This window comes from Streptomyces sp. NPDC048211, from assembly GCF_043202315.1.
In the GTDB taxonomy this organism is placed as follows: Bacteria; Actinomycetota; Actinomycetes; order Streptomycetales; family Streptomycetaceae; genus Streptomyces.
On record NZ_JBIDAD010000017.1, the window covers coordinates 46977 to 61479 of the forward strand.

Consider the following 14503-nt stretch of genomic DNA (forward strand, 5'->3'; position numbering starts at 1 on the left):
CGGAAGAAACCCTTTGGCGGACCGCAGCGGCCACTGCTAACCTCCCGGAGGCCGTGCGAGAGAACGAGGAGGTGGTACCCGTGAACGCAGTATCGACATGGGTGCTCCCCTCTGGAGTCATGGTCGGGCGATAGGTCGTCCGGGAGCGCCTTCAGCAGCACTCCCGAAAGGCACGACCATGCAGTTCACCTCCGAACAACGCGTCGACGACGGCGTCCTCGAACGCGCATTCACCCTCGGCGAGATCCCCGGCATCCTGTGGACGCCCGCGTCCGCATCCGCATCCACTCCGGTGCCGCTGATCCTGCTCGGCCACCCTCCTCTCGGGCTGCGCAGGATGTACCCCCGGCTGGTGGACCGGGCCCGGCAGGCCGCAGCGGACGGCTTCGCCTCGGCGACCATCGAGCTTCCCGGGAGCGGGGACCGGCCCCGCATGCCCGCCGTCGAACAGGCCCGCGCCGCCATGCGCCGGGCGATGGAGGCCGGCGAACCGGTCGGTGACGAGATCGTCGACGCGCTCGTCCTGCCGCTGGTCGACCGGGCGGTCCCGGAGTGGCGGGCCGCCCTGGACGCCCTCCTCGCGCTGCCCGAGGTCGAAGGCCCGGTCGGGTTCTCGGGGGGAGTGATCTCCGTCGCCATCCGGCTGGCAGCGGTCGAGCCGCGCATCGTGGCCGCGGGCCTGTTCGCGGGGAGCTTCGTGCCTCGCTCCGTGTTCGAGGAGGCCCGTCGGGTCACCATCCCCCTGCACGTCCTTATGCAATGGGACGACGAGGGGAACGACCGGCAGGCGGCCCTGGACCTGTTCGACGCCTTCGGCTCCAAGGAGAAGACGCTGAACGCCAATATGGGCGGGCACACCGGCGTCCCGCAGTTCGCCGGGGACGCCGCGGGCCAGTTCTTCGCCCGGCACCTGAGGTGAGACCGGCCGGCAGCAGACCGTAGGAGCTGACGGCCGACGGCCGGTTCGCCGCTCGTCGAGGAGGACGTGTACCGGTCTCCTCGACGAGCGGCGGCCGGCTGCCGGCGGCAGGCTGCTCAAGCCGTGTCCGCCGTTCCCGTCGGCTGTCAGGCCGTGGTGCCGGCGGTGTCGGCGCGTACGGGTCCCCGCCGACCGCGCAGGGCTGCGGACAGGATGGCCACGACGAGTCCGGCGAAGGCCCACGCGCCGAGGATCCACAGGGCGCCGGTGGTGGCGTTCCCGTCGAAGTAGACGGTGTTGCGCACCACGGTCGTACCGGCCCCGGGCGGGAGCGCCTGTCCGATCGCCCGCCAGAACGGCGGCAGCAGCGAGGCCGGGTACACCCCGCCCGAACTGGGGTTGCCGAGGACGGTGAACAGGAGAATGGTCAGGCCGAGCCCGATCGTGCCCGCCAGCGATTGCAGGGCCACCCCCACGGCTCCCGAGGCGAACACCACCAGCGTGCCGATGCCGACGAGCTCCCAGAAGGCGCCCGGCAGGCAGTCCAGGACGGGCCCGACGATGATCGCGCCCCCGATGCCGGAGACGAAGGCGTACGGCACCATGGCCGCCAGCCGTACGAGGACACGGCGGAGGGTGGGTCGCTTGGAACCGGCCGCCATGTTCAGGGCCGATGCGGCGAGGTAGCCGCCGATCGTCCAGCTGAGCACCAGGTAGAAGGACGAGAGGCCCCGCGAGTCACCCGCCGCGGGCGGCCGGATGTCACGCACGACGATCTTGCGGCCCTGAGCCGTGTCCACCACCCGCAGGACCTTCGTGGCGGCGTCCCCCGCGGACGGCCCGCCCGCCGAGGCGATGAGCAGGGCGTCGGTGCGTCCCACCGGGGCGACGACAAGGGCGGCGTCCGCCCGCCGCTCAAGGATCCGGGACCTGGCCTGGGCCACGTCCGCGACCGCGCTGACCTGCAAGGGGTCGCCCTCCAACGCGTTGAGCCGGGCCACCAGTTCCTTCTCCACCGGCGCCGGTGCGACGACCACCATCGGAATCCGGTGAGCCTTCGGCGCGTGAAAAGCACCCATGTAGGAAAGTGCGAATCCGAGTTGGAGCAGAAGCACGCCCAGCATGACGAGCACGGCCCGCGTCGAGATCGCGTCGCGCAACTCCGCCAAGAAGCCAATTCCACGGATTTCCGGACGACTCGCTTCATGACTCATCTGTACACCGCACCCGCCGCAGTCGCCGTTCCGTTTCCCCCGCAACCGCCTCATCCTCGGCCGGAGCCGCTCCCGGGCCGAAGGGCCACGCGACGCCGACGCCTTCCATCCTCCGTTCGGCTCAACACCACCCCCACAGACAGGGGGCACGCGGCCGCCGACGGCCCGGCGGGCAAGGCGCGCCGGGCGAGGCGCGCAAAAACCGGTGGAACCCCTCCCCCGCGGTCCTCTACCGTCCTGCCGAACCACGTCGTCCAGGCAAAGGCGTCCCGTTGTACATCGCGTGAGACCTCCCCACTGCTGATCTGTCGCGCGTCGCACTGTGCGCCGCGCCGATTTCCGCTGCGGTCCTCTCACCCGAAATCGGTGTACCCCTGTGCTCAACACCTGGTTTGTCATGCCCACTTGCCTGCCGCTCGTTCTCCGCCGCTGCCACACGTGCGCGTCCGAGAGCTTCCGGGCGAACGGCAAATTCCGCGTCAACGCGCACCACAAGCTGCTCGACGCCTGGCTCCTCGCGCTCTGCACGTCATGCGGGGAGACCACCCGGCTCACGATCCTGGAGCGGGCGCACGTGCGCTCCATACGGCCCGAGTTGCTGGACCGGATGCACGACAACGATCCCGGCCTGGCGGCCGAGCTGCTCCAGGACCCGGCCGTACGGCGGCGCAATCACATCGCCCTCGACTGGGACGGCGCCTGGCGCCTCGACACGGGCGGCACGGACCACCTGGACCGCGAGGTGATCGACATCGAGGTCCGCTTCCTGGCGCGGATCCCGGTCAGACCGGCGCGCCTGGTCGCTGAGGGCTGCGGCCTCTCGCGGTCCGAGGTCGAACGGCTGATCACCGAGGGGAAGCTCGTTTCGGCGGTCCGGCTGAGCGGCAGGCTCTCCGGTGACTTCACCTTCACGCTCAAGCGCTGATCCGTCCGTCCTCGGGACCGGGGCCTGTCCGGCACGAACCGCCGGACGGGCCCGCCCGGCACCCCGCAACCTCGCCCCGGGAGTTTCCGCCCCGTCTCCGGCCTGCCCCGCCCGTTCCGGCTTCAACGCCGGGCCAGTGCCAGCAGGCTCAGGCCGAACATCAGGACACCCAGCGGAAGATGGACCGACGGTACGTGCGCGATGCCGAGTACGACCTGGACCGAGGCGAGGACGAGGAAGCCGGACGCGTACCAGATCGGCCGGGGCGAGCCGCCGCCCGGCTTCCACGCCAGCACCGCCGCGATCACGTACAGCATCGACGCCCCGTACATGACGCGGGCACCCGCGCTGTGCAGCGTCTCCCCGTAGGACGAGGTCAGCAGCAGTCCGGCGGAGATCGCCTGAAGGAAGATGGTCAGGGTCTGCAGGGCTATCGCGATCTGAAGGAATGAGAAGCGGCGCTGTGCTGCCGATGCCTGGGTTGCCATGCCTCGGTCCCCTTTTCCGCCCGGAGGGCAGTAGATCGATATGGTCGTACCAGCCCGACGACGCGGGCCCGCGAAAGGTAAGGCGAGGGGGCGTTCGGAAGCATGGGGACAGCGGGGGCGGCAGGAACGGGTGCCGGCGCGATAGCCGGCGAGCGACGCCAACTACTCAATGTGGCCTACCGGTTGCTGGGCTCACTGGCCGAGGCCGAGGACGCCGTCCAGGAGGCCTACGCACGCTGGTACGCGCTTCCGCGAGGCCGGCAGGCCGACATCGTGTCCCCGGGCGCCTGGCTGTCGACGGTGACCGGCCGCATCTGCCTGGACGTGCTCGGATCGGCGCGGGCCCGGCGTGAGCGCTATGTCGGCGCGTGGCTGCCCGAGCCGCTGCCCGACCGCACCGAGTGGGGGACCGGCACCGCTCTCTCCGACCCGGCCGACCAGATGGTCCTGGACGAATCGGTGACCATGGCCTTCCTCGTCGTACTGGAGTCGCTGGCTCCGGCCGAGCGGGTGGCGTTCGTCCTGCACGACGTCTTCCGCTATCCCTTCGCCGAGATCGCCGACGTCCTCGGCCGCACCTCCGCCGCGTGCAAGCAGCTCGCGGCCTCGGCGCGTCGACGCGTACGCGACGCGCAGGCCCCGGTGACGGCGGCAGCCGGACGGGCCGAGGCGGTGCGGCACGTCAAGGAGGCGTGGGAGAGCAAGAACATCGCGGCCCTCGTCGACCTCCTCGACCCGGCCGCCGTGATGACCGCCGACGGCGGCGGTCTGGTCGGTGCCGCGCTGCGCCCGATCGAGGGCGGCGCGCTGATCGCCCAGTACATGGTCGCCATCGCGGACAAGGCCCCCGGGCTCGAACTCCTGGAACGGTCGGTCAACGGGGTGCCGGGACTGGTGGCGCAGCGGGCCGGCGCGGTCATGACCGTCGCCTCGTTCGAGGTCGTCGACGGGCGCGTCAAGCGGATCTGGGTGGTCCGCAATCCGGAGAAGCTGCGGCCCTGGGTGAGGGCGGAGGCGTGACGGGTCCGCCCGCGCAGGCGCGGGGGCCGGTGTCAGCAGTACACGAGGGGGCAGCCCCGCCGCATCGCGTGCTCGGCCGCGCGCAGGAAGAGCGCGACGTAGAAGGCGGTGGACAGGTCACTGCCCCATGGCTCCGGCGCCGGTCGGGAGGCGGCCAGTTCCTTCGCCGCTCCGTCCATGAACCACATGGTCAGATCGAGGTTGTCGCACATGCGCGGGGTCTCGGCCGGCAGCTCGATGGCGGCCGCCAGCCGTTTCGCGAGGGCCAGCACCTGGGGAGCGCCGGCGACCACGGTCGACTCGCTGTAGGCGCAACCGACGGGCAGCCGTATCTCCTCGTCGAGCGAGAACGGCACCAGCACCGACCAGCCGGAGAGGGTCTCGGTCTCCTCCTGCGAGAGGTGGGCCTCGCACAGCGCCTCGAACCCGTCGATCGGGGAGCTCAGCTTCTCCTCGAAGGCCTGCCCCGAATCACGGACGAAGCCCTGCTCCTCCGGCACGGACTCGTAGGCCGGCAGGCCCCGTTGCCGCAGCGCGTCGTTGAGCGCCGCGGCGATCTGCCCCTGCCCGTCCTCCTCCCCGCCGAACCATTCCTCCGCGCCGACACTGACCAGGTATACGCCCATGCCCGCAACGTACAACGCGCCACTGACAGCCCCGATGTGACGGACGGTGCACCGGCGCGGGCCGGGACGGCTCAGGCGTGCAGCGCGGGCCGGCGCGACTCAGGCGTGCAGCGTGGGCCGGCGCGACTCAGGCGTGCAGCGCGGCCGGGACGGCGCGGGACCGCAGGGCTGGCACAAGCAGCGCGGCCGGGACGGCTCAGGCGTGCAGCGTGGGCCGGTAGGTGAGTTCCTGGATGTGGCCGTCGAGCGTTCGCTGCTCGATCAGTTCGAGGTCGAAATCGGCCGCGCCCTTGAAGATCGGAGCCTCCCCCGTCCGCCCCGTGATCACGGGGAACAGCGTGACCTGGACCAGGTCGACCAGACCGGCGGCCATCAGCGCCCGGTTCATCGACAGGCTGCCGTGCGAGCGCAACGGGACGTCGGACACCTTCTTGAGCCCGGCGACGACGTCGACGGCGTCGCCGTGTGCCACGGTCGCCTCCGGCCAGTCGAGGGGGCCTTCGAGCGTGGTCGACACCACCGTGGCCGGCAGGCTCCTCATACGGGTCACCCAGGGGTCACGTACGTCGGAGTCCTCGGTGCTCTCGGCCAGCATCTGCGCGAACAGCCGGTACGAGTTCGCGCCGAAGACCATCCGCTGCTCGTCGCGGTACAGGCCGAGGCGGTGGTCGAGGAGTTCCGGGCCCTGCTTGCCCCAGTAGCCGGTCCAGTCGCCTCCGGCACCGCCGAAGCCGTCGAGGCTGGTGAAGACGTCGAATGTGTAGGTGGCGGTCATGACATTCCCCTCACGTGCGTCGGGCAGCGGGTTTCGCTGTCCCTGCAGACTGGCGTCGATGGCGATACTCATCGCCCGTGGGCGGCCGGAACCGGAATTCCCGCAGGCGCACCGGCGCCCCGCATCCGCAACCGGCGGGAAGGCCGCCCGGTCGGTGGATCTGCGGGCGACCGGCCCTTCTGATGGGTGCCACATTTCCTTCGCTCAACCGTGCGCCCGTTGGAGTGGAATACGGAAAGGGCTCCCGGCCAGAGCTGGTCCACGACCACCTGGGGATCGACCTCGGCGCGGATCTCACCCGCGCGCTGCGCGCGGGTGAGCCGCTCCACCGCTGGGTCAACGGGCAGGTCCTCTACGCGAACGGCGGGATCGCCTGAGTGCCGCGGCCGTACGGCGGTGAGCGCGGGCGCCGTATCGTTTCGAGGTCGAAGGCGCCCCCGGCCGTCGACTCCTCGTCCGCTCCCCGAGAGGCGCCCGTGAACGACCGTCCGCAATCAGCCGCAGAGTTCGAGATCCGCGCCGCCCGCACGGACGACGCGGCGGAGACCGACCGGCTCTACGACATCTGCCTGCGCACCGCGGCATCGGGCAAGGACGCGACGGGCTCGTTCGAGGACCCGCGGCTCCCCGGCGACATCTTCCTCGGCCCGTATCTCCGGTACGCCCCCGATCTCGCCTGGGTCCTCGCCCGCGCGGGCGAGCCCGTCTCCGGGTACGTCCTCGGCGTCGCCGACACCGTCGCGTTCGAGCAGACCCTCGAACGGGAGTGGTGGCCCGCACTCCGTGCCCGGCACAGCGGTGCGCCGAGCCGCGAGGGGTCGCCCGACGCCTTCGCCCGAGGATGGATCGACCGTCCCCCTACCGCGTCGGCCGACGTGGCGGCCGCCTACCCCGCCCATCTGCACATCGATCTCCTGCCCGAGGCGCAGGGCGGCGGCAACGGATCCCGCCTGATGCACACCTTGCTCGGGGCTCTGCGCACCCGCGGCGTCCCCGGCGTCCACCTCGGCGTGGGCAAGGCGAACGCCGCCGCGGTCGGCTTCTACCGGCACCTGGGGTTCGAGGAACTCGTCGAGGAGCCGAGCGCGTTCATCCTGGGCATGGACCTTCGGGCTTGAACCTCGGACGTGAACCATCGGACTTGAGCGTCGGGTGTGAGCCTGCGGGCACGGACCTTGAGCCATGAGCCTCAGGGCACGGATCCGTGCCCCGCTCACAGCCGGGTGGCGGTTCCGCACTCTCCCTGGCCCTCGTCCGGCACCAGGGTGTCCATCGACGGGTTCCGGTCGTACGGGTCGACGACGGCTCCGTCGTACGGAACCTCGGCGACGGCACGTTCGGCCGTGAACACGGGGACGAAGTAGCCGGTGTGGTTCGTGCAGCCGCCGTTGGCGGTGTCCGACCGGTACGAGATCAGGGTGAACGTCCCCGGCTCCGTCATGACCTTCGCCGGGTTGTCCCAGCCCATCACGATCTCGCGGCGCACGATCGTCCGCGTGACCTCGTCGCTGCCCGCCGCGGCGCGGACCAACGGGTACACGTACGTGACATCGGTCGTCACCTCGACCGCGCCGCGCTTGCCCTCGCGGTACGTGATCCGGCCGCTGGTCTTCACCACCTTCCCGACGACCCGCAGCTTCGACGGCGCGAAGCGGCTGAAGAGGAGTAGGGGATCGTGCTCGGCGTTCGGCGTGCGGAGGGCCGCGGTCACGTACGTCCGCACGTCCTTCTGGTGCGGATTCATCAGCGCGATCGCCCGGTCGGGTCGCTCCCCGCGCAGCACGCCGTGATCGAGGCTGGACGCGACGAGGAAGTCCCGGGACCGTTCCAGTGCCCGGGCCACCTGCGCCTTGTTCATCCAGCCCGTGGCACGCGCCTCGGGCAGGGCGAGCGCGGAGCCTCCGTCTCCCCATCCGGCTGCGGGCGATCCTCTGAACGGTTCGTCGAGGGTGGGGAGTTCCTCGGCGGCGACGGGCGCGGTCCCACCGCCCCGTCCGAACCATCCGGCCACCCGTCCGGGGTCCAGAGAGACGCCGAGCAGGGCGACGGCCACGAGGAATCCGACGAGGTACCGGGCCCTGCCCCTCGACGGCTTCGGCTGCTGATACGTACGCCATCCCTCCGGCGGGCCGGGCTCCCCCGTCTGCCGGTGTGCCACCGTCCGGGCCCGCGCCGACGGCTCCTCGGGCGCACCGGCGGTCTCCGCCTCCGCGTCCCGCAGGAAGCGCTCCCACTCCTCGTCCGGTATGGACGTCCCACCCTTGCCCATGCTGCGTTCCCGCCCCTGTCGCTCGCGAGGCCCTCCCCGGGACCGGCCCATGATCGCGTGCATCATCACACGGCCCGGCAGGCCGCCCACACGCAGGCGTGACGTGCTCAGCGCAGCGTGACGCGGGCGGTGACCGGCAGGTGGTCGCTGCCCGTGGCGGGCAGGGTGCGCATGCGTCCGACCGTCGCGGCGCGGGCCAGGACCTGATCGATCCGGGCCAGGGGGAAGGACGCGGGGTAGCTGAACGCGAAGCCGCGCTCCGACGTGTTCAGCTGCGAGGTCAGGGGAGAGAGTCCGCGGTCGTCGACCGTGCTGTTGAGGTCGCCCAGCACGATCACCTTGCCGACGGTCTCGGCGGCGACGGCCCTGCCCAGCAGGTGGGCGCTCTCGTCCCGCCAGGAGGAGGCGAACCCGCCGGCGCCGACGCGGATCGAGGGCAGGTGGGCCACGTAGGCGGCGACTTCGCCGTACGGAGTGTGGACCACGGTGCGCAGGCAACGGCTCCAGCCCTCCGTGATCTCCTTGGGCTTGATGTCCACCGCACGCGTGTCGGAGAGCGGGTGCTTCGACCAGATCCCGACCGTGCCCCGGACCTCGTGGAACCGGAAGTCGGGGGCGAGTGCCTTCTCGTACGCGGGCAGGGCGGCCGGAACCAGTTCCTCCAGCGCGATCAGGTCCGGCTCGGCCTCCGCCAGGGCGCGGGCCGTGCCCGCCGGGTCCGTGTTCTCGTCGCTCACGTTGTGCTGCACCACGACCAGGTCCCGTTCGCCGGGCGCCGGCGCGGCGAGGAACAACCCGCCGAACGCGTACGCCCAGGCCGCGAGCGGCAGGAGCAGGGACAGCAGCGCGGTGGCCGAGCGGCGCAGCAGGGCGGCGCCGAGCAGGGGAACGACCGCGAGGCCGAGCCACGGCAGGAACGCCTCCAGCAGACTTCCCAGATGGCCGGGCCGGTTGGGCAACACCCGGGGGAAGGCGAGCAGGAGCGCCGTGATCAGGGCGAGCCCGGCGATCACCCGGCCTCGCGCCCACCGCCCCGGGCGCTCCCACGCCCGCCAGGAGACGCCGGCCTTCGCCGTCGTGATCACACCGCTGTCCGCCCGTTCCGCCATGATGTTCCGTGATTCCCGTCTGCTCGGCCTTGCTGTCCAGGACGGATGACGGGGGCGGGCAGTTCCGGACGTGTGCGCGCGGCCCCCTCGGCGCCCCGCTCCGGCCGGGCATCGCCCCGCCGGGAACCGGCACCTGAATCGGAGTCAGGCCTTAACCGGAAGCGGAACCGGGACTCGAACAGGAGGCGGCCGCCCGAACGAGATACGGAAGCGGAGCGGGAGCCCGAACCCGGAGTGGGTGGCCGCCAGTGGAGGGAGTGCGGTGGCCGTGTGGGTGACCCCGCGGCCTCGTCTCGCCGTAGGGGCCGGGCCTCGCCTCTACGGTCCCCGGCATGAAACGCACCAGTCTCGCCGCCGCAACCGTCTGCGTCCTGTGCCTGGCCACCGCCGTCCCCGCCGCGGCCGACTACTCGGGCAATCCGCTGGCAGGGGACAACGGCTTCGGCGTGATCGTCCAGGGCGACGCCACCCTGGGCAGCACCGAGACCGAGGGCTCGGTGGCCATCGGCGGGAACCTCACCTACGGACCCGGGTACAACGTCGCGCTGCACACCCCCGGCACCTTCACCGCACCCGGTGACGCCCGGCCGACCGCCCTGCTCGTGGGCGGCAGGGTCGACCACGCGGGCAGCTCACCGCAGGGCGTGCTGAAGGTGCTCAACGACGGCTACCTGAAGATCGGCGACCCGACCGGCACGGACGTCCTGAACCAGGACAGCAACGACGCCGACGTCGCCACGCAGGCGGTGGCGTCCGGCGCGGGCTACAACTCGACGCCCCGGATCGAGACAACGATCCATCAGCCCCTCGACTCCGTCACGGACACCACCGGTCTGCCCGATCTCGACGCGCTCTTCACGACCTACCGGGACCGCTCGGACGCCATCGCCACCTGCGACACCAACGTCGTCCTGCGCGACGCCGAGAGGAACCCGCTGCCCGAGCAGACCGGCTTCCCGGCGGGAACGACCGCCCACATCGTCCTCACCGAAGGCGAGACGAACGTCCTCGACCTGACCGGCGAGGACCTCAACAACCTGTCCGAGATCACCTTCGACACGCCCCCGTCGGCGATGACGCCGTTCGTGGTCAACGTCGACACGACGGGGACGGGCAGTACGTACGTCTGGCACGTCCCCAACCTCGCCGGCGTCTCGGGCGACCAGGCCCCGTACATGCTGTGGAACTTCCCGGACGCCACGGACATCACCCTGGCGGACGGCGACTCCCTGGAGGGCACGATCTTCGCGCCCCGGGCCGACCTCACCGACCTCGACCCCTCCAACATCGAGGGCACGATCGTGGCGCGGGAGTTCACCGCTGGCCCCCTCTCGGCCGACGGCTCCTCCGTCGACGCCGGCGAGATCCACCAGTTCCCGTTCGCCGCCGAGATCGACTGCACCGGAGACGAGTCCCCCTCCCCCACACCGTCGCCCACCGGCATGTCACCGAGCCCCACCCCCACAGAACCGACGCCGACGCCGACCCCGACCGATCAGACGCCGACGCCCACCGAGCCGACCGCGACCCGCACGCCCTTCCGTCCCACGCCGCCGCCGGGCCACCACGGCGACCACGGCGACCACGGCGATCACGGCGATCACCACCCGGGCGGCGGGCTCGCCGACACCGGCAGTTCCACCACCCTCATCGCGGCGAGCGGAAGTCTCGCCCTCGTCGCCGCCGGCCTCTTCCTCCTGGGGCGTCGCCGTCGCCCCCGGCACTGACCTCCGCACGGACATCCACCTACCGCCGCCCGCCTTCCGCCATGCGCTGTCCACTGGCTACCACCGGACAGCCAGATATTGATCGGAGCTTTCCTCGAAACTTTCGGAATTAACCGACCCTGCCAACCGTCCTGAATTCAAGCCTCCACTCACAAAGCCCCGCTCATTCATCTGAGCGGGGCTTTTGATCAGGGAGTATTTCCCCTCAAGGGCGCCCGAATAGGAGCTGAAGTTTCGCAATCCCTGCCGAAACTGTTGACACGGACATGACGTCACACGAGCCTGTCGGCGTCACACCGGTCAGCCTTCACGAGGAGGAACCATGAACATGGACAGCACTCCCGCCCAGCCGCTCAGCCGCCGCGGCTTCATCGGGGGCGCCGGCGCCCTGGCGCTGGCGACGACCGCGCTCGTCCTGCCCGGCACCGCCCACGCCGACACGACCATCACCACGAACCAGACCGGCACCAACAACGGCTTCTACTACTCCTTCTGGACCGACGGCGGCGGATCGGTCTCCATGAACCTGAGTTCCGGCGGCGGTTACGGCACCTCATGGAGCAACGTCGGCAACTTCGTGGCCGGCAAGGGATGGAGCAACGGCGCACGCCGGACCGTGAACTACTCGGGCAGCTTCAACCCGTCGGGCAACGCCTACCTGGCCCTCTACGGCTGGACGGCCAACCCGCTGGTGGAGTACTACATCGTCGACAACTGGGGCACCTACCGGCCCACGGGCACGTACAAGGGCACGGTCAGCAGCGACGGCGGTACGTACGACATCTACCGGACCACCCGGACCAACGCCCCCTCCGTCGAGGGCACCAGGACGTTCGACCAGTACTGGAGCGTCCGGCAGTCGAAGCGGACCGGCGGAAGCATCACCACGGGCAACCACTTCGACGCGTGGGCCGCCCACGGGATGCCCCTGGGCAGCTTCAACTACTACATGATCCTCGCGACCGAGGGCTACCAGAGCAGCGGCAACTCCCGCATCACCGTCAGCGGATAGCCCCGGCCCCCGGCTCCCTGGATCAGCGCCCCGGGAAGCGCTCCCCGCACTCGCCGCAGTACTTAGGTGCGGACTCCTGCGACATCCGGCCGCACTCGGGGCAGACCCGGTCCAGGGAGCAGGGCGCCTCGCCCCCCTCGTGCGTCACGGCGGCGGCCGGCGCGCTCCCGATCGAGAGGCCCGGCCGGCGGCGGTGCACCGTGAGGTAGGCGAGGCCGTCCGGGCCCGCGGTCAGGGAGCGGCGCGAGGTGCGCGGCAGCCACATGACCGTGGTGGGACTCAGAGGGAGAACGTCGGCGCCACCGCCCGGAGTGAGGCGGCCGTCGCCTTCGAGGACCACGAGGAGCACGTCCAGGACGTCCTCCTGATGCTCCCCCACCTCGGCTCCCGGCGGCAGCCGGACCAGGTTGGCATCCAACTCCCGCCCCTGCTTGTCCAGTTGCCAGAGAGCTCCGCGGTCTTCGGGAGCTGCGGCGGCGAGCAGCCCGCCGAGTACGGCCAGTACCTCGGGAGTGGAATTCACGCTTCCAGGCTACGCCGCGGAGCGGTACGTCATCCGGCACCCACCCGCCGCCGGAAAACCGGCAGCCGGAGAGCATGATCGCTGTACTCTCCGCGCATGACGCCCATGACACCCGAATCGCCGGCGCCCTCGGGAACTCCCGCTCCCGGCATATCCGCGGCCTCCGCCACGCCCGCCTCACCCTCCGGGCGGCCGGACTCCTCGGCCACGCCCACCTCGCCCTCCGGACCGTCGGACCCCTCGGCCACGGACGCCGAGTGCCTGGCCCTCACCCGCAGTCTGCGCCGCCGGGGCACCCTCGTCCTGTCGGTGTTCGCCGTCGTCTGGGCGTTCGCCGGTGCGTCCGGGCTCGCAACGTCGGGCGCCGCCACGGCCGTCGAGATCGTCGCGGTGGCCCTCACCGCGGTGGCGGTCCTCCTCGCCTACCGCAAGGGGGCGGCGCCCTCGCCGCGCCTGGTGAGCCTGCCGCCGAACTGGGGCCGCGCGATCGGCATCGTGAACGGCGTCGAGGTCGTGGCGATCTTCGCGGTGATCGCGGCTTCCAACGCCTCCGGGCACCCCGGGTTCATCCCGGCGGCCATCGCCCTCGTGGTGGGCCTGCACTTCTTCCCGCTCGCGCGCTTCTACGACCAGTGGCAGTACAAGGTGACGGCCGTCCTGCTGAGCGTCGTCGGTGTCGCCGGATTCGCCCTCCTCGCGGCCGGCCTGACGGACGAGAGCGTGCGGGCCGTGGTGGGCCTGGCATCGGCCGCGGTGCTGTGGGCCTCCGCGTACCACGTCGCGGTCAAGGGCTGAGGACCGGCAGAAGCAAGGACAGGCACAACAGGGAGGAAGAAGCGCCATGGAACGTCGCCCCGACGACAGGTACCCGCCGGCCGAACCGTACGAGCACGGCATGCTCGACGTGGGCGACGGCAACCTCGTGTACTGGGAGGCGTGCGGCAACCCGGCCGGAAAGCCCGCCCTGGTCGTGCACGGCGGCCCCGGCTCCGGGTGCACACCGCGCCCCCGGCAGGACTTCGACCCGGACCGCTACCGGGTGATCCTCTTCGACCAGCGCAACTGCGGCCGCTCCACCCCGCACGCGGGCGCCCCGGCCACCGACCTGCGGCACAACACGACGGGCCACCTGATCGCCGACATGGAGCTGCTGCGCGTCCACCTCGGCATCGACACGTGGCTGCTGTACGGATGGTCCTGGGGCTCCACGCTGATCCTCGCGTACGCCGAGCGGCACCCGGAGCGGGTCAGCGAGATCGTGATCCCGGCCGTCACCACGAGCCGCCGCTCCGAGATCGACTGGCTGTACCGGGGCGCCGGCCGCTTCTTCCCCGAAGCGTGGGACGCGTTCCGGGCCGGCGTACCGGAGGCGGCGAGCGACGCGACCCCGGACGTGCTCGCCGCCTACGCCCGGCGGACGGAGAGCCCCGACCCGGAGGTACGGGCACGGGCCACGGCCGACTGGTGTGCCTGGGAGGACGCGGTGCTCTCCATGGAGGCGTACACCGGACCGCCTCCGTACAGCGGGCGCCCCGGCAGGGCGAGGCTGGCCCTGGTGCGGATCTGCGCGCACTACTTCTCCCGCGGCGCATGGCTGGAGGAGGGCCAACTGATCCGGGACGCGGGACGGCTGGCGGGAATCACGGGCGTACTGGTGCACGGGCGCCTGGACATGGGCGGTCCGCCGGCCACCGCGTGGGAGCTGGCGAAGGCGTGGCCGGACGCGGAACTGACGGTGATCGAGGACGCGGGGCATCTGGGCGGGGTGGCGACGAGCCGGGCGGTGCGGGCGGCGCTGGACCGGTTCGCCGGGTAGCGGGCCGCCGGGCTGAGCGGCCGCGACCACGGGCGGGCACCGGGATGCGCTGGGCAACGCCATATCTGGCGGTCCATCAT

General features: G+C 71.4%; 16 protein-coding genes. 9 read left to right on the top strand and 7 right to left on the bottom strand.

Going from position 1 to position 14503, the window contains the following annotated elements; all coding sequences use genetic code 11:
• Positions 1–178: 178 nt before the first annotated feature.
• A complete protein-coding gene (locus tag ACGFZA_RS37705) occupies positions 179–919 on the top strand; it encodes an alpha/beta hydrolase (protein WP_393685188.1) in 741 nt (246 codons plus the stop codon).
• A gap of 146 nt (positions 920–1065) precedes the next feature.
• Here ACGFZA_RS37705 and ACGFZA_RS37710 read toward each other — a convergent pair whose 3' ends face one another.
• The gene (locus tag ACGFZA_RS37710) at positions 1066–2079 is read right to left on the bottom strand and encodes a DUF3533 domain-containing protein (RefSeq protein ID WP_393685253.1); all 1014 of its coding nucleotides are present in this window, start codon (positions 2077–2079) and stop codon (positions 1066–1068) included.
• Positions 2080–2509: 430 nt separating this feature from the next.
• Between ACGFZA_RS37710 and ACGFZA_RS37715 the strand changes: the two genes are divergently transcribed.
• Positions 2510–3058 (top strand): DUF1062 domain-containing protein, encoded by a 549-nt coding sequence (locus ACGFZA_RS37715; protein ID WP_393685190.1) that lies wholly within the window; start codon positions 2510–2512, stop codon positions 3056–3058.
• Between the two features lie 122 nt (positions 3059–3180).
• Here ACGFZA_RS37715 and ACGFZA_RS37720 read toward each other — a convergent pair whose 3' ends face one another.
• Positions 3181–3546 carry a hypothetical protein gene (locus ACGFZA_RS37720; protein WP_385283918.1) on the bottom strand — a complete coding sequence of 122 codons (366 nt, stop codon included), beginning with the start codon at positions 3544–3546 and terminating at the stop codon, positions 3181–3183.
• A 102-nt stretch (positions 3547–3648) separates the two neighbouring features.
• Between ACGFZA_RS37720 and sigJ the strand changes: the two genes are divergently transcribed.
• Positions 3649–4566: an RNA polymerase sigma factor SigJ gene (gene sigJ, locus ACGFZA_RS37725; protein WP_393685193.1), complete on the top strand. Its 918-nt coding sequence runs from the start codon at positions 3649–3651 to the stop codon at positions 4564–4566.
• A gap of 32 nt (positions 4567–4598) precedes the next feature.
• Here the strand turns inward: sigJ and ACGFZA_RS37730 are convergent, their stop codons facing one another.
• A complete protein-coding gene (locus ACGFZA_RS37730; protein WP_385283923.1) occupies positions 4599–5192 on the bottom strand; it encodes a hypothetical protein in 594 nt (197 codons plus the stop codon).
• 196 nt (positions 5193–5388) lie between these two features.
• On the bottom strand, positions 5389–5967 hold the full coding sequence (locus ACGFZA_RS37735) for a dihydrofolate reductase family protein (RefSeq protein ID WP_393685195.1): 579 nt from the start codon (positions 5965–5967) through the stop codon (positions 5389–5391).
• 224 nt (positions 5968–6191) lie between these two features.
• Here ACGFZA_RS37735 and ACGFZA_RS37740 point away from each other — a divergent pair, with 224 nt between their 5' ends.
• Together ACGFZA_RS37740 and ACGFZA_RS37745 are read left to right on the top strand one after the other, a co-directional pair.
• Positions 6192–6344 carry a hypothetical protein gene (locus tag ACGFZA_RS37740; RefSeq protein ID WP_393685197.1) on the top strand — a complete coding sequence of 51 codons (153 nt, stop codon included), beginning with the start codon at positions 6192–6194 and terminating at the stop codon, positions 6342–6344.
• Between the two features lie 99 nt (positions 6345–6443).
• A complete protein-coding gene (locus ACGFZA_RS37745) occupies positions 6444–7085 on the top strand; it encodes a GNAT family N-acetyltransferase (RefSeq protein ID WP_393685200.1) in 642 nt (213 codons plus the stop codon).
• A gap of 95 nt (positions 7086–7180) precedes the next feature.
• On the opposite strand, the gene ACGFZA_RS37750 is transcribed toward ACGFZA_RS37745, so the two are convergent.
• Together ACGFZA_RS37750 and ACGFZA_RS37755 are read right to left on the bottom strand one after the other, a co-directional pair.
• A complete protein-coding gene (locus ACGFZA_RS37750; protein ID WP_393685202.1) occupies positions 7181–8236 on the bottom strand; it encodes a hypothetical protein in 1056 nt (351 codons plus the stop codon).
• Between the two features lie 107 nt (positions 8237–8343).
• A complete protein-coding gene (locus ACGFZA_RS37755; protein WP_393685204.1) occupies positions 8344–9345 on the bottom strand; it encodes an endonuclease/exonuclease/phosphatase family protein in 1002 nt (333 codons plus the stop codon).
• A 332-nt stretch (positions 9346–9677) separates the two neighbouring features.
• Between ACGFZA_RS37755 and ACGFZA_RS37760 the strand changes: the two genes are divergently transcribed.
• Both ACGFZA_RS37760 and ACGFZA_RS37765 read left to right on the top strand, forming a co-directional pair.
• Positions 9678–11072: a collagen-binding domain-containing protein gene (locus ACGFZA_RS37760; RefSeq protein WP_393685206.1), complete on the top strand. Its 1395-nt coding sequence runs from the start codon at positions 9678–9680 to the stop codon at positions 11070–11072.
• A gap of 328 nt (positions 11073–11400) precedes the next feature.
• Positions 11401–12084 (top strand): glycoside hydrolase family 11 protein, encoded by a 684-nt coding sequence (locus ACGFZA_RS37765; RefSeq protein WP_385283989.1) that lies wholly within the window; start codon positions 11401–11403, stop codon positions 12082–12084.
• A gap of 22 nt (positions 12085–12106) precedes the next feature.
• On the opposite strand, the gene ACGFZA_RS37770 is transcribed toward ACGFZA_RS37765, so the two are convergent.
• Positions 12107–12607 (bottom strand): hypothetical protein, encoded by a 501-nt coding sequence (locus tag ACGFZA_RS37770; RefSeq protein WP_393685208.1) that lies wholly within the window; start codon positions 12605–12607, stop codon positions 12107–12109.
• Between the two features lie 96 nt (positions 12608–12703).
• Between ACGFZA_RS37770 and ACGFZA_RS37775 the strand changes: the two genes are divergently transcribed.
• Positions 12704–13402, top strand: coding sequence for a hypothetical protein (locus ACGFZA_RS37775; RefSeq protein WP_393685210.1), 699 nt, complete (start codon positions 12704–12706; stop codon positions 13400–13402).
• Positions 13403–13448: 46 nt separating this feature from the next.
• Positions 13449–14423 carry a prolyl aminopeptidase gene (pip, locus tag ACGFZA_RS37780; RefSeq protein WP_393685212.1) on the top strand — a complete coding sequence of 325 codons (975 nt, stop codon included), beginning with the start codon at positions 13449–13451 and terminating at the stop codon, positions 14421–14423.
• Positions 14424–14503: the final 80 nt, after the last annotated feature.